Source organism: Chitinophaga hostae (assembly GCF_018224885.1).
Taxonomy (GTDB): domain Bacteria; phylum Bacteroidota; class Bacteroidia; order Chitinophagales; family Chitinophagaceae; genus Chitinophaga; species Chitinophaga hostae.
The window spans coordinates 658,067-673,719 of record NZ_JAGTXB010000001.1; the positions used below are offsets into that span (position 1 = coordinate 658,067).

The window sequence follows — 15,653 nt, forward strand, 5'->3', positions numbered from 1 at the left end:
TCTTCACTTATAGTCTCCGCTTACCTAAAAGCTAACCGCTAACCGCTAACCGCTAAAAGCTAAAAGCTAAAAGCTATTTCGCTATATACCGGCCTATTACCGGTAACCGGGCAAACTCCTTCTTCTCCATACGGAAAATAAACCAGGCATAAGCTGCAAAGAAAGCGGTTGCCACTGCGAGAGGAAGGGGTTTGAGGGCATAAATATCTGTCGGAGATAATACCAGCCTGTTCAACCAGCTGAACACATAGTAGATCCCTACCGCTAACCCGGTATAGGTAATGAGTTTAGGGAGATGGTAAGGGATTGGATAGTGCTTTTGCCCCCATACGTAGCAGATCACCATCTGTATGAAGTAACATACCATGGTAGCCAGCGCGGCGCCATAGTAGCCCATCACCGGGATCCACCAGTAGTTTAACAGGAAAGCCAGTACGGCCGTTATGATGGTGATCACCGCCCCCGTTTTGGTTCGGTCGGTCAGTTTAAACCAGATGGTCAGGTTATAATAGATGCCAAGGAACATGTTGGCCAACAGCAGTACCGGTACTATTCGCATGCCCTGGTAGTAAAAAGGTACCCGGAGAAACGCTTTCCACACATTCAGGTAAAGGCTTACAAACAGGAACATAAAGCAGAGCATGATCACAAACAGCTTCATGATACGGGCATACATTTTCCGGGGATCGCCGCTTTCCGCCTGTTTAAAGAAAAATGGCTCGGCTCCTAAACGGAATGCCTGTATGAACATGGTGATCAGGATGGCCAGCTTGTAATTGGCGCTGTAAAGGGCAATTATCTCCTTTTTAGCCTCCATATTGTCGCCCGGCAGAAACTGGGGTAAAAACCAGGCCCTGTCGAAGGTTTCATTCACCATACCCGCCATACCCACTACAATCAGGGGCAGGGCATATTGCATCATCTGTTTCCATAAACCGGTGTCAAATTTCCATTCGATTTTACGGATCTGGGGAAGAAACAGTACCAGGGTGAGGGCGCTGCCCAGCATATTACTCAGGTAGATATAACCTGTTTGGTCGCTTCCGCTCTGCAGATCCGGCAACCAGTGCTGCCCTGCGGCATATAGCTTCGGACAAATAACCAGGAAAAAGATATTGAAGAAAATAGTGGTAACTATTCCGGCTATACGAATGGCGGCATACCTTACCGGCCGGCCCTCCAGCCGCAGCTGGGCAAATGGAATGGCTGTGAGCGCATCAAAGGCCATCAGCAACACCACATAGGTGTAATAGGTAGGGTGCCCGTTTAACCCCGCCAGCTCTCCTGCGTAGGAGTTAATGACCGGCGACCTTAACATTAATAGCAGGATAGTGATACTAACGGTCGACAATAACAACGAAATCGTAGAAGTACCCAGCACATGCGCCTTGTTCTCTTTTTTGGCAAAACGGAAAAATGCCGTTTCCATCCCATAGGTCAGCACAATGTTGGCAAAAGGAATATAGGCATAAACGTTGGACATTTCCCCGAATGATGCACGGGTTAAAATGGTTAGATAGAAAGGGGTAAGAAAATAATTGAGCAATTTGCTCACAATATTACTTAACCCATAAAATATCGTTTGTCCTGCCAGTTTCTTGATGCTCAATTCCCAAATATTTTAATGCAAATTACGAATTACGGGTTACGAATTACGGATTTATAGGGATTGTTGGTTATCTCCCCACAAATCCGTAATGCGTAATTCTTAATTCGTAATGCTATTCAAAACCGCCCCTGCGTTGTTGTTTTTTATCCGATAACCGCTTTTTCGATTCGATTCTTTTTTCCCTGGCGGCTTTGGATGGCCGGGTAGGCACCCGCTTTTTACGGGGGATCAGTGCTTTGCTGATCATGTCGTTCATTTTGACCACCACCATTTGTTTGTTGCCCAGTTGGGTGCGCTCCGTCTGTGATTTTACCTGCAGCAGCCCATCCGCATTAATACGGTTCGATAATTTCTCCATAAGCACCGTTTTCTGTTCCTGGGTTAACAGTGCGGAAGCCATTATATTGAAGTAGCCTTCCACCATGGTTTCCACCTTGTTCACGTTTTGTCCTCCGCTGCCTCCGCTGCGGGCAGTGCGAAACGTGATTTCAGTGGTCACATTAATATTCATGTATAATTAATTTATAATATAAAAAAGTGTAAAAGAAGAGCAATTTATTAAAACTGCGGCGAATACGCCGTTTTCTTTATGCTTTTGAGCTTTATAAGATAACCGGGATGAGGAAGGTACCCTCCGCATAGACACTGTTCAGCGACTGAATTTCAATGCTGCCTGGTGATGCTGGCAAATGAATCATACACAAGATCATGACCAGTACCGGGCTCGCCGGAATGTTACTTATTCAGCCGATTTGCATTAATTTCCCGTCGTCAAAAAACGCATCATGAGGGTAGTTATACAACGGGTTAGTTCCGCATCTGTAACGGTAGATGGCGCTGTGACCGGGCAAATTCAGCAAGGTCTGTTGGTATTGTTGGGCATAGAAGATACAGATACCACGGAAGATATACAGTGGTTAAGCAGTAAAATAGTGAACCTCCGCATTTTCAATGATGATGCAGGTGTAATGAATGTTTCCGTGAAAGAGGTACACGGCGATATTTTACTGGTAAGCCAGTTTACCTTGCACGCGTCCACAAAAAAAGGAAACCGACCTTCGTATATCCGTGCCAGTAAGCCCGATATCGCGATCCCGCTGTACGAAAAAATGATCGTTCAGCTGGAGCAGGATCTGGGCACTGCCATTCAAAGGGGAATTTTTGGGGCAGATATGAAAGTTGCCCTGCTGAACGATGGCCCTGTTACCATTATCATCGATTCTCATCAACGGGAATAAAGACAGCGGCAATGCAGTCAATCCGTTATCTTTAATAAATAAAAAGTAATCCATGACCATTCAGGAAGCCCAGCAAAAAATTGACAACTGGATAAACACTACGGGAGTGCGTTATTTCAGTGAATTAACCAACATGGCTATACTCACGGAAGAAGTGGGGGAAGTGGCCCGCATTATGGCCCGTAAGTATGGCGATCAGTCATCAAAGGAAATTGATAACAAGAAATTGCTGGCAGACGAACTGGCCGATGTGATGTGGGTACTGCTCTGTATTGCCAATCAAACCGGTATTGATATGACTGTGGCATTGGAGAAAAATTTCGAAAAGAAAAATATCCGGGATGCACAGCGGCATCATAACAACCCTAAATTAAAACCCTGATACAGTCCGCACGCTTTTTGTGTGCTGCTGGTAAAACACTGTTATGCAAAAACAGCGAAGAATAAAAACACTCTGGCAGGTACTGAAACAATCCGGCAGCGAATTTATCGAAGATAAAGTACTGAAACTCAGCGCCGCATTGGCTTATTATACCATCTTCTCCGTGGCCCCGATGTTGATCATCATCATCTTTTTATGTGATCTGTTCCTTGGCAGAGACGCTATAGAAGGCAATATTTATGGTCAGATCAGGGGGCTGGTAGGCAACGACGCAGCAGTGCAGATCCAGAATATGATTAAAAATGCTTCCCTTTCAGGCGATATGAGCTGGGCCACCATCGTAGGTTTCGTAACCCTTGTCATTGGAGCTACCGGTGTATTTGCAGAAATACAGGACTCCATCAACCATATCTGGCGGTTAAAATCAAAACCTAAGAAGAACGGGTTATTGCGCATGATCCTGAACCGGCTCCTCTCCTTTTCACTTGTGGTAAGCATGGGTTTTATCCTGCTGGTATCGCTGGCAATCAACGGCCTGGTAGAGCTTTTCTCCACGCTGGTGGTGAACCTGCTGCCGGGAAAAGTAACCTCCGGTATCCTGTTCTCCCTGGCCGATTTCGTGGTACCTTTTGTGGTTATCGCCACACTTTTTGCCATCATCTTCAAGGTATTGCCGGATGCCCGGATCAGGTGGAAAGATGTAAGAGTGGGCGCCATTGCAACAGCCGTCCTTTTTATGCTCGGTAAATTTGCCATCGGATACTACCTCGGCGCCAGCAAAGTGAGCTCCACCTATGGCGCCGCCGGCTCTATTGTTATCATATTGCTCTGGGTATACTATTCCGCAGCCATCCTCTATTTTGGGGCCGTATTTACCCGGGTATATGTACAGCATTCCGGGGCGCAGATCTACCCCAACGAATACGCCGTTTGGATCAAACAAATAGAGGTGCCCCACGAGCCCGAAGCAGTACAGGAAGGGTAACCTGACTGTTGTATATCTCTTTATAAATTATTTAATAATCGCATACGTATTTTCAAAATTGGCCTTTATCTTTGCGCCACTATGTCTACAGATCAGAATAAATTCCAGGCGATCATATCGCATTGTAAAGAATATGGTTTTGTTTTTCAGTCCAGCGAAATTTACGATGGACTTAGCGCAGTATATGATTATGGTCAGTACGGCTCAGAACTGAAGAAAAACATCAGAGACTACTGGTGGAAAAGCATGACCCAGTTACACGAAAACATCGTGGGGATCGATGCTGCCATCTTTATGCACCCTACTACCTGGAAGGCATCCGGACACGTGGATAATTTCAGCGATCCCATGATCGATAACAAGGATAGCAATAAGCGCTACCGCGTAGATCATCTTATTGAAGGTCATGCTGAAACATTACCCCAGGAAGCCGGTGATGCCTTGCTGGCACAAATGGATGAACTCCTGAAAGAAAATGATTTCGCAGGACTCAAAACATTAATTGAAAACAATAAAATAAAATGCGGTATCAGCGGCACCGTTAACTGGACAGAAGTACGTCAGTTCAACCTGATGTTCTCCACCCAGCTGGGCAGCGTGACCGATGAGGCCAGCGAAATATACCTGCGTCCGGAAACCGCACAGGGTATTTTTGTAAACTTCCTCAACGTTCAGAAAACCGGCAGGATGAAAGTGCCTTTCGGTATTGCACAAATTGGTAAGGCCTTCAGAAATGAAATCGTAGCCCGTCAGTTTATTTTCCGTATGCGCGAATTTGAGCAAATGGAAATGCAGTTCTTTGTACGCCCTGGCACCCAGCAGGAATGGTATGAGAAATGGAAAGAAGAACGTATGCAGTGGCACCTGAGCCTCGGCATTGATCCTGCTAAATACCATTTCAAGGATCACGTGAAATTAGCGCACTACGCAGATGCCGCAGTAGATATTGAATACGAATTCCCATTCGGTTTCAAGGAAGTGGAAGGTATCCACTCCCGTGGCGATTTTGACCTGAAACAACACCAGGAATACAGCAAGAAAAAAATTCAGTATTTCGATACAGAAATCAATCAGAACTATGTGCCTTATGTGATAGAAACTTCTATCGGCCTGGATCGTATGTTCCTGCTGACAATCTGTAACGCTTACGCGGAAGAAGACCTGAGCACTGCTGAAAAGCAGGATAGCCGTGTAGTGCTGCGCCTGCCGGCTAAGCTGGCGCCAATTAAACTGGCAATTTTCCCGCTTACCAAAAAGGATGGCTTACCGGAAGTAGCCAGAATATTGATGAACGAATGTAAATCGTCTTTCCACTGCTTCTACGAAGAAAAAGATGCTATTGGAAAACGTTATCGCCGCCAGGATGCGATTGGTACTCCTTTCTGCGTAACTATCGATCACCAGACCAAAGAAGATGGTACTGTTACTATCCGCCACCGCGATAGCATGGAACAGGAGCGTATCCCGCTGACAGCCATAAGACAACTGGTATTAGATAAAATTCTCTAGTAACTTATACGGGCTATGACCGTTATAAATGTACAAGCGCACCTTTATGCCTATACGTACATTGATAACGGTCATAGCCCTTTTTTTTAGTCATTCCCTGTTTGCACAAATAACCCGTCATTCCCGGCATACAGACAGTCTTTCCCACACCCCTTACCTACCTGGCTTACGTAGTTTTACACAGGCGGCATATATCAGCTTCTGGGGACCAGGCGCCTTTGCCGCTATGAATTATGATATCCGGTTTAACGGTACCAATCAAGGCCTGGGTGTCCGTGCCGGCCTGGGGGTGGCGCCGGATTATTCAGAAAAATGGTATAATCGCAAAGGCCAGGTAACCGGTACTATTCGCAGACCGGTGATGCTGACCATCCCTTTCGGACTGAATTACATCATAGGTACCGGGAAACATTTTATGGAGGTAGGAACTGGTATGACTTACCTGTCGGACGATTCTCTTTGTTATGATGATATCACCACCAGCTATACCTGGCTTGGCTGGGTATCGATGAACTATCGGCGTACTGTTGGAAAGCACCTCCTGATGAGGGTGGGGCTTACAGCGATGGCTTCAAAGCGCTATGTAGCGCCATTTCCAACGCCGGAGTGGGGAATGGGGTTCCGTTTCTAGAACAAGAATAATTATCCGTATAATTCCTGGTGTATATCATGCCGGTCGTATCCCAGTGCCTGTATGCGCTGCTTGGCTTCATCAATCATGGCTTTCCAGCCGCAAAGAAAGAAATTGGCAGGCCGTTTATCGTTTTGTAACAGCTCTTCATACACGCTGTGTACATAGCCTTTTTTGCCTGTCCAGTTTTCCTCCCTGGATAAGGTAGGGATATAGTTAAAGCCCGGAAGCTCTGCTGCCAGCTGTTTCATCTCTTCTGCGTAAAGCAGGTCATGTTGATAGCGGACACCGAAAATAAGGTGGATAGGCTGATGCGGAATGGCATGCTCACGGATATAATGCGCCATAGACCGGAACGGAGCAATGCCGGTACCGGTACAAATGAGGAACAACTCCTTGTCTAACGGTTGCGGCAGTACGAAAATTCCCTGCGGCCCTCTCAGCAATAACTCGCTTCCCACCTTTATTTCGTTAAACAGGTAGGTACTTCCCAATCCTCCCTCCAGTAACACGATCACCAGTTCAAATACATTCGTACCGTCGGGATGAGAGGCGATGGAATAACTACGCCAGCGTTTGTTTTTTTTCTCGTGAATAGGCAGATCAAGCGTTACGAATTGCCCCGGTTTAAAGTCAAACCGATCCATGTCCGGTACCTCGATCCAAAAGCGGCGGGTGTTGTGGGTTTCATCCACCAACTTTGTAACGATGCCTGTGTGCCATAGGTCCAGCATGGAAGTAAGTTTTTGGTTTCACTGAATATAGTAAAAATTTGGCATTTTTCTTATTTGGATATTTTGTTATTTGATTACGCCACAACAGCATGGGGTTAACGGCACCTAAATATCTTGATCGGCCAATATCAAAATCGGTAAATCTTCTTTACCTTTGCAGTCTTCATGAATTTACAGGCTGTATTACAACTATTTCAACGTGATGCTCGCCTGCAGTCGCTGGTGAAGGGGATACAATCACCCACCCCACAATACTTTCAGCTTTCCAACATTAGTGGGAGTGCAATAAACTTTGTGGCAGTTAGCACCTGGGCGCATGCAGATGCGAACCATCTCTTTATCTTAAACGATAAAGAGGAGGCAGCCTATTTCCATAACGACCTGGAACAACTCAGCCAGGCACTGGACATTTTTTACTTCCCGGACTCCTTTAAAAAAGCAGGACAGTTTCACGAGATCAACAGCAGCCATAGCATGCTGCGCACAGAGGCGCTCATGAAATTCTCCGGTGATGCAGTCCGGAAAAAAATACTGGTTACTTACCCGGAAGCTCTCTGGGAGAAAGTAGCCGGCAACCAGGCTTTCAGCGCCAACATGGTACAACTGAAAGTAGGCGACGTATTAAAGGTTGATCCCCTGCTGGAACAACTGGTAAGCTGGGGCTTTCATGCAACAGATTTTGTTTATGAACCCGGTCAGTACGCCGTAAGAGGTGGTATCCTGGATATCTACTCCTTTGGTAATGAAAAGCCATACCGTATAGAATTATTTGGAGAAGACATCGACTCTATACGCCTGTTTGATCCTGAGTCGCAGCTGAGTGAGCGCAAACTCTCCACAGTTACCCTTATCGCCAATATGGATACCCATGGCGGAAGCACAGATCATGGTAAAACCCCGCTCACAGCGTTTCTTCCGGCCAACACCGTAGTGTGGATGAAAGATCCCTCCTATGTTCAGGGCGTAATCGAACAAATGGAGCAACGCCTCGACGACTTCCTGCTCACCGGGCAGAAGGTAAGAGTAGATGAAGATGAAGAAATGGTGCTGAAAGAGGATGATTTCGTGAAAGCCGCACCACTGCTGGAACAGCTGTTGAAAAGATCCACCATTGTTTTTGGCAGCAAAGACTGGTTGTCAGAAAACGGCTACGTTTCGGAATCCATCATTTTTGATACCCAGGAACAGCCCGTGTTTAACCGGCAGTTTGACCTGCTGATCAAAGATCTCGGCAAACATAACAGTAACAAATATTCCCTTTTTATATTCTCAGATAACCCGCGTCAGCTTGAAAGGCTGCGGAGTATTTTTGAGGACCTGAAAGCCGATTTTGTCTTCTTCCCCATTCCTGTTGCCATCAGCAGCGGATTTATTGATCATTCGCTGAAACTGGTCTGCTATACAGATCACCAGATCTTCCAGCGCTTCCACAAATACAAGGTAAAACAAGCCTATAACAAGAATAAGGCTATTACCATGAAAACCTTGCGGGAGCTGCAGTCGGGCGACTTTGTAACACATATCGATCATGGGGTGGGTATGTACAGCGGCCTGCAGAAAATTGAAGTTGGTGGTAAAATGCAGGAAGCCATCCGTATTATTTACAAGAACAACGACCTGTTGTATGTAAATATCAACTCCCTGCACAAAATCAGTAAATACACAGGCAAGGAAGGTGTAGAACCTAAAGTGAATAAGCTGGGTAGCGATGCCTGGGATAAACTGAAGGAGAAAGCCAAAACACAGGTAAAGGATATTGCAAAGGACCTGATACAGTTGTATGCCGTACGTAAAGCCCAGCAAGGCTTTGCACATACGCCAGACACCTATCTGCAAACAGAGCTGGAAGCTTCCTTTATTTACGAAGACACACCAGATCAGAGTAAGGCTACTGCAGATGTAAAACGTGATATGGAATCACCGGCGCCAATGGATCGCCTGGTATGTGGCGACGTTGGTTTTGGTAAAACCGAAGTAGCTATACGGGCAGCTTTTAAATCTATTGTGGATGGTAAACAGGCTGCCGTACTGGTACCTACCACTATCCTGGCGTTTCAGCATTATAAAACATTTGCTGACCGCCTGAAAGATTTCCCCTGCACGGTAGACTATCTCAACAGGTTTAAGTCCTCCAAAGAAAAAAAGGAAACCCTCAAACGTCTCGAAGAAGGAAAGATCGATATTATCATCGGCACGCATTCCCTGCTGGGCAAGGAAGTGAAGTTCAAAGACCTTGGCGTGCTGGTTGTAGATGAAGAACAAAAATTCGGTGTTTCTGCCAAAGAAAAACTGAAACAGATAAAACATAACGTAGACACCCTCACGCTAACGGCAACGCCTATACCACGTACGCTGCAGTTTTCGTTGATGGGTGCCCGTGACCTTTCCGTTATCAATACGCCACCGCCCAACAGGCAGGCCATTGAAACCGAAGTACAGGTGTTTAACCAGGACCTTATCCGTGATGCCATTTACTACGAAGCCGAAAGAGGCGGACAGGTGTACTTTATCCATAACCGGGTAAAGGGACTGAAAGAAATGGCGGGCCTGATCCAGGGCTTATGCCCCGACTTGTCCATCGCAACGGCGCATGGGCAATTGGAAGGCCATCAGCTGGAAGAAGTGATCCTCGATTTCATTGACCGCAAATATGATGTACTGGTATGCACTAACATCGTAGAAAGCGGGGTGGATATTCCCAATGCCAACACCATTATTATCAATAACGCTCATCATTTTGGCCTGAGTGACCTGCACCAGTTGCGCGGCCGCGTAGGACGCAGTAACAAGAAAGCGTTTTGCTACCTGCTGGCGCCACCTATGAGCACACTGCCTTCCGATAGCCGTAAACGCCTGCAAACACTGGAGCAACACAGCGAACTGGGAAGCGGCTTCCAGATTGCCATGCGCGATCTCGACATCCGCGGCGCCGGCAACCTGTTAGGAGGAGAACAAAGTGGCTTCATGGCGGAGATAGGTTTTGACATGTACCAGAAAATCCTGGACGAAGCCATCCGCGAATTGAAACAAAATGAATTCCGCGATCTGTTTAAAGATCAGCTGGAAGAAAAGAAGGATTTTGTCAGCGACTGTACCATCGATACAGACCTGGAAATATTGATTCCAGATACCTATATAGAAAGTATCCAGGAAAGACTGAACCTTTACCAGGAATTGGATAATATCATGGAAGAAGGCAAGCTGCAGGCTTTTGCCAACGACATGATAGATCGCTTTGGCCCAATGCCGGAGCCGGTGAAAGATCTGCTGACCGCTATCCGCTGCCGTTGGATGGCCATACAGCTGGGCTTCGAAAAAATGATGCTCAAAGAAGAAAACCTGCGTTGCTATTTTATTAATAACCCCGATTCTCCTTACTTCGAATCACCTACGTTCAATCATATATTAACGTATATCCAAACCCGTACAAACAACGCCAAACTGAAACAGGTAGGCAAAAACTTTATGCTGGTAGCCTCCCGTATCCGTCATATGAACGACCTGTACGACTTCCTCAAGGCAATGACCGACAGCCGAAAATAATCTTCCTGTAACATAATTCCCCTGTAATCGTTTCATTCATAAGATGAAATGTATAGTGCTATTTCTGTAATTGTGCGTTAACAAAACTTTATAAAATGCCTTTTGTGGAATCACTTTCAAACATTGCATCATGAGGGTGTAATTAAAAACGGAAACTAATTTTTTAAACAATAGAAAACATCGACACATGAAAAAGGTAATGTTATTAGCCGCAGGATTATTTTTTGCCTTGAGCACTTTTGCACAACAGGCAGATAAACAACCGGTAAAAAAGATTGAAGTAAATGGATCTTCAGAACTGGAAATAACACCGGATGAAATTTATTTCAACATCTCTTTAAGGGAATACCTGAAAGGAAAAAACAAAGTAGAGATCAGCACACTGGAAAAACAATTGCAGAAAGCCGTAGCAGATGCCGGTATTCCAAAGGCTGATTTTACCATCGAAAACGTGTATGGCAACAACTTTGAAATTTTACGTAAGAAAAAAGATCCACAGGAATTTATGGCGCGCAAACAGTACCGTCTTAAATTAACTAAGCTGGATAAAATAAATGAAATTCTCGGTGCAGTAGATGCAGAAGGAATTGAAAGCGCAAGAATTGCTTCTTATTCTTCCAGCAAAATGGAAGCTTACCGCAAGGAAGTAAAAATCAAAGCTTTACAGGCCGCAAAGGAAAAAGCAGAATATATGCTGAGCGCTATCGGAAATAAAATTGATGGCGTAATTGAAATCCAGGAAATAGCTACCGACAACTATAGCGATGTTCGCCCGATGATGGCTAACTACATGGCTAAATCTGCCGGTGGTGAAGAAGCAGCAGCTGATATTGATTTCAAAACCATTAAGATCCGTGCAGAAGTAAGAGCTGTATTTGCTATCAAATAAAGCACAAAGCATAAGGCTGAAAGCATAAAGCTAAAAGCTATAAAAGCGAATGACCGGAGCAGATTAAATTCCGCTCCGGTCATTCGCTTTTATAGCTTTTAGCTTTATGCTTTCAGCCTTATGCTTTTAGAAACTGTATCTCAGACCCAGTTGCATCTGATGACGGGATGCAAAGAAATCTTTTGAATACGGTGTACCAGGCTGAGTAAAGTTGTAAGTAGGATAGTTGTTTACTACTTTTCCGGTTGGGCTTAGACCAACACTTGCAGAAGAGTTGAAGGTATTTGGTGAGAAGTAGGAAATACCCCAGTCTTTGTTCAGCAGGTTGGTAAGGTTCACGATATCATAAGTTAAAGTGATCGTGTGTACTTTTTTACCAGCCTTGAAGTTAAACTCTTCGCTGAAACGGAAGTCGGCTTGTGTATTCCATGGTGTACGACCACCGTTACGTTCAGTGAAATCACCTTTACGTCCACTCAGGTATTTATTGCCATCTACAAAGCTCATGAAGGCAGCAGCCTGTTGTGCAGCTGTTTGACCACCCACTTTATCAGTAAAGAAGTTAGTGGCTTCTGTTACGTCTTTAGGAATGTAAGCAAGGCTCACCTGTTGCGGAGTACCCTGTACGGTTGCGTTTACGAAACCATAGCTGAATGGTAAACCGGAAGAAGTATTAAAGAATACAGAGAAGTTAGATACCCATTTGCCTTTTGTACCAAAATCCTGTTTGTAGCTAACGGTAGCAACGATACGGTGACGAACATCGAAGTTAGAGTAAGCCAGACCCGGATTGTTGGGGTTCAGTGCCTGGTTCAGCTGCCAGTTAGACTCCATAGAGTTACGGATACCGTTGGTGATATCTTTAGCCTGTCCGTAAGTATAGGCAGTCATAAAGTTCAGACCAAAAGGAAACACTTTAGAGATCTGACCAGTGATGCTGTAGCGATAACCTTTGTCGGTGTTAGACAGGAGGTAAGCGTTAGTATACAGCGAATTGATTTTTTTACCGGAGAAAATTGGCTGTTGTTTGTTTACATCGTAGGCATAGTAAGTAGGATTATCTACCAGGTTCACCTGTTGGAACTGCAGATCTTTTACCACTTTTGTATAGATACCTTCGATGCTGAATTTCCACTGGTCATGGGTGGTATAATCCAGGGCCAGGCTGCTTCTCCATACCTGTGGCATTTTGAAGTTGTTATCAATCATATCCACCTGTGTAGCACCCGCTGCATCTTTAACATTTACACCGTTCTGTGATGCAAAGTCTGCGATACCATTAGGAGAAGGTTTTGCAGCAGGAAGAGGGGAGTTAACAAACGGCTTGGATGAAGACTTCTGATCGTAAGCGCCATAAGTTACACCATTATTATAGTAAGCATAACCTATCCATGCAAAAGGAATACGTCCGGTAAATAAACCGCTACCACCACGAAGTACCAGGCTGTTGTCGCCTTTGATATCGTAGTTAAATCCTAAGCGCGGAGAGAACTGTACATTGTTCAGGAAGTCGTTTTTAATGTCCTTGGGTTTGGTATAGGTATAAGTAGTACCGTAGTTAGGATCTTCTGTTGCTTTGATAGTTTTATCGCTCAATGGTTGCTTGTTAGGAATACCTGTGTAGTCCAAACGTAAACCCGGAGTGATTCTGAAGCGATCTGTCAGCTGAATTTCATCCTGTCCGTATAAGCTCAGCAAATTAACTTTGAACTGTGCAGGAGGATTATTCATGATATAATCGCGTGAGTTATTAGTGTAGTTATAGTTACCACGTACACGGGCAGGATCATTTTTCAGGAATGCGCCAATGCTGTCGTAGTCCAGACGTCCGTTCCAGGAGTTTACAAAACCGTAAGTGATATTATAGAACTCATTGTGCGTACCAATAGTGATGGTGTGGTTACCTTTAAACAGGGTTACGTTATCAGTTACTTCAAACGTTTTTTGCTTCATATTAAAGATACTTCCTTCACGGTCAGTACCCAGGAAGATGGTAGAACCTGGTGTTCTTCCCTTGATCTGGATCTGCGGAACAGCAGGATCAGACAATGGGTCTCTGTAGTCATGCACGGAAGAGTAACCCACGATCAGGCTGTTGGCTAAAGTGCTGCTGAAATTGCTTTTCAGTTCAGCAACAGTAGATGATTGGTTATTTACCTGTTTGAAGTCGATGCCTTTGAAACGGAAGTTTTGCTGATCGCGTTCCAGGTTGGTAGCTTCAGAAGTAATGGTGTTATTACGGAGAGACAACTGGTGTTTCTCGTTGATATGCCAGTCTAACCTGTTAAAGAACTTATTGGAGTTGGAGTAGATGCTGGTATTACCGGCAGCGCCTGCGTCAACGCCATATGATTTCATGAGAGCGGTGATATCGGCTGCGTCTTTTTCAGTTAAGATACCGCCACCATCAGCAGAACCTGCTGCAAGGATCACCGGGTCTACACGACGGGTAATTTCTTCGTTGGTGAAGAAGAATAATTTATTCTTGATAATTGGGAATCCTACCCGAATACCCGTTTGGTATTCATGAAAATCGCTTGGTAATTTGGAACCATCACCGGCGTTGTTTTTACCGATCATGGAAGCGTTACGGCCATAACCATAGATGGAACCGTGTACTTCGTTGGTACCGCTGCGGGTTACCGCGTTTACGCTACCACCGAGGAAGTTACCTACTTTCACATCAAATGGTGCCAGTAAAACCTGTACATCCTGGATCGCATCCAGTGATACAGGGTTAGTACGGGTGCTGCTACCTGGCTGACCGCTGGTGCTGCTCTGTCCACCTAAGGAAGGGCTGAAACCAATCGCATCATTATTAATAGCACCATCCAATGTTACGTTGTTGTAACGGTAGTTGGTTCCGAGGAAAGAGTTGTTGTTGCTCTGCGGAGTAACTTTTGTCAGATCCTGCAGGCTGCGGCTCAGGGTTGGCAGGCTTTTGATTTGCTCCTGTCCTACTCTTGTGCCACCGGATTTACCGCCACCGGCGTTACCGGTTACCACAACTTCACTCAGGGCAGTAGATTCTTCCTGTAATTTGAAGTTGAAGTTGGTTGTTCCCAGACCAAGGTTTACATCTCCTTTTACTTCTTTCTTATATCCTATAAATGAAACAGTGATAGTATAAGGACCACCCGGATTCAGGTTAGGCAGGATATAACGGCCGTCGGCATTTGTTTGCACACCGGTTTTGGCGCCGGTGCTGTTATTAACAACGACAACAGTAACGCCAGGGATGGCTTGTCCCCCCGGATCGGCTACTTTACCCGATATAACAGAAGTGGTGACCTGCGCCTGCGCGTTGTTGAAAAAAATGATTACAAGTAAGCTAGCTAGTAGCGTAAAGAATGATTTCATAAACTGTCTGTAAGTATTTACAGGTGCAAAGGAAACAGTCTAAAACAACCAGAATGTTAACAGATTATTACGGAATTGTTAAGGAGTACATAAAGCAGCTATTAAAAACAGGAATACTCATTTTTTGGGTTAAAATAACATCAGTTTTTGAAGGCAATATAATCTTAATGTTAACAGAGCGGATAAAATGCGGTACAAATTATTTGTTAACTCAGGGTGAACAATAAACAAAATAATGTAACCTTAACGTATATACGAAAAGGCCCTGTCTAAACAGACAGGGCCGGTGTGAAAAGTCATAAGAATGATGTTTAATAAATTTCGACTTTAAAAGTCCCGTCCGTTAAAGGTTTTTCAATATCACCATTTGTTAATACACCGGAGAAAGTACCCTCCGCGTGTTTACTATTAATGCTCGTTATATTTACTTTGATATTTTTACCCACATAGCCCGTTCCCTTCTGCTGGATACTCATCAGCGACATTTCAGTATCTGTAAAAGTGCCTACCCTGGGAGAATCGGGGAAGCTGATCATCAGCTCCATGTGATAACCGAAGTTATTGGTTACACCATCTACCACCAGTGTTTTTACACCTTTATATATGGTATCGGTAACATAGGCCTCCGTGGCATTAGATTGATAAACGTCTTTATCCAGTTTAAAAGTAAAACTGCTGGAAGGCTTTACGTCTTCTTTTTTTGAATCGCAGGCGCTCCATCCAGCTCCCAATGCAAGCGCAAGGGTTATGAAGAATAATTTCATACGCATAAC

12 protein-coding genes are annotated in these 15,653 nt (G+C 44.9%); 7 read left to right on the forward strand and 5 right to left on the reverse strand.

The genetic code is table 11. The features are described from left to right. Nucleotides 1-73: 73 nt before the first annotated feature. Together KE626_RS02750 and arfB are read right to left on the reverse strand one after the other, a co-directional pair. Entirely contained in the window at nt 74-1,609 is a 1,536-nt protein-coding gene (locus tag KE626_RS02750) for an oligosaccharide flippase family protein (RefSeq protein WP_211971345.1), read from the reverse strand. A gap of 112 nt (nt 1,610-1,721) precedes the next feature. Beyond that, nucleotides 1,722-2,120: an alternative ribosome rescue aminoacyl-tRNA hydrolase ArfB gene (gene arfB, locus KE626_RS02755; RefSeq protein ID WP_211971346.1), complete on the reverse strand. Its 399-nt coding sequence runs from the start codon at nt 2,118-2,120 to the stop codon at nt 1,722-1,724. Nucleotides 2,121-2,394: 274 nt separating this feature from the next. Between arfB and dtd the strand changes: the two genes are divergently transcribed. The 5 genes from dtd (at nt 2,395) to KE626_RS02780 (ending at nt 6,354) form a co-directional block, all read left to right on the forward strand. After that, nucleotides 2,395-2,847 (forward strand): D-aminoacyl-tRNA deacylase, encoded by a 453-nt coding sequence (gene dtd, locus KE626_RS02760; RefSeq protein WP_211971347.1) that lies wholly within the window; start codon nt 2,395-2,397, stop codon nt 2,845-2,847. 52 nt (nt 2,848-2,899) lie between these two features. Next, entirely contained in the window at nt 2,900-3,229 is a 330-nt protein-coding gene (locus tag KE626_RS02765; protein ID WP_211971348.1) for a nucleotide pyrophosphohydrolase, read from the forward strand. A 43-nt stretch (nt 3,230-3,272) separates the two neighbouring features. Then, nucleotides 3,273-4,214 (forward strand): YihY/virulence factor BrkB family protein, encoded by a 942-nt coding sequence (locus KE626_RS02770; RefSeq protein WP_211971349.1) that lies wholly within the window; start codon nt 3,273-3,275, stop codon nt 4,212-4,214. A gap of 81 nt (nt 4,215-4,295) precedes the next feature. Continuing rightward, nucleotides 4,296-5,723, forward strand: coding sequence for a glycine--tRNA ligase (locus KE626_RS02775; RefSeq protein ID WP_211971350.1), 1,428 nt, complete (start codon nt 4,296-4,298; stop codon nt 5,721-5,723). Nucleotides 5,724-5,769: 46 nt separating this feature from the next. Then, on the forward strand, nt 5,770-6,354 hold the full coding sequence (locus KE626_RS02780) for a hypothetical protein (RefSeq protein ID WP_211971351.1): 585 nt from the start codon (nt 5,770-5,772) through the stop codon (nt 6,352-6,354). An 11-nt stretch (nt 6,355-6,365) separates the two neighbouring features. Here KE626_RS02780 and KE626_RS02785 read toward each other — a convergent pair whose 3' ends face one another. Next, nucleotides 6,366-7,088, reverse strand: a complete 723-nt coding sequence (locus tag KE626_RS02785; RefSeq protein ID WP_211971352.1) for a ferredoxin--NADP reductase — start codon at nt 7,086-7,088, stop codon at nt 6,366-6,368. Nucleotides 7,089-7,253: 165 nt separating this feature from the next. Between KE626_RS02785 and mfd the strand changes: the two genes are divergently transcribed. Both mfd and KE626_RS02795 read left to right on the forward strand, forming a co-directional pair. Further along, nucleotides 7,254-10,631 (forward strand): transcription-repair coupling factor, encoded by a 3,378-nt coding sequence (mfd, locus tag KE626_RS02790; RefSeq protein ID WP_211971353.1) that lies wholly within the window; start codon nt 7,254-7,256, stop codon nt 10,629-10,631. Between the two features lie 187 nt (nt 10,632-10,818). After that, a complete protein-coding gene (locus KE626_RS02795; RefSeq protein ID WP_211971354.1) occupies nt 10,819-11,520 on the forward strand; it encodes an SIMPL domain-containing protein in 702 nt (233 codons plus the stop codon). 126 nt (nt 11,521-11,646) lie between these two features. On the opposite strand, the gene KE626_RS02800 is transcribed toward KE626_RS02795, so the two are convergent. Beyond that, entirely contained in the window at nt 11,647-14,880 is a 3,234-nt protein-coding gene (locus tag KE626_RS02800) for a TonB-dependent receptor (protein WP_211971355.1), read from the reverse strand. Between the two features lie 311 nt (nt 14,881-15,191). Then, on the reverse strand, nt 15,192-15,650 hold the full coding sequence (locus KE626_RS02805) for a hypothetical protein (RefSeq protein WP_211971356.1): 459 nt from the start codon (nt 15,648-15,650) through the stop codon (nt 15,192-15,194). Nucleotides 15,651-15,653: the final 3 nt, after the last annotated feature.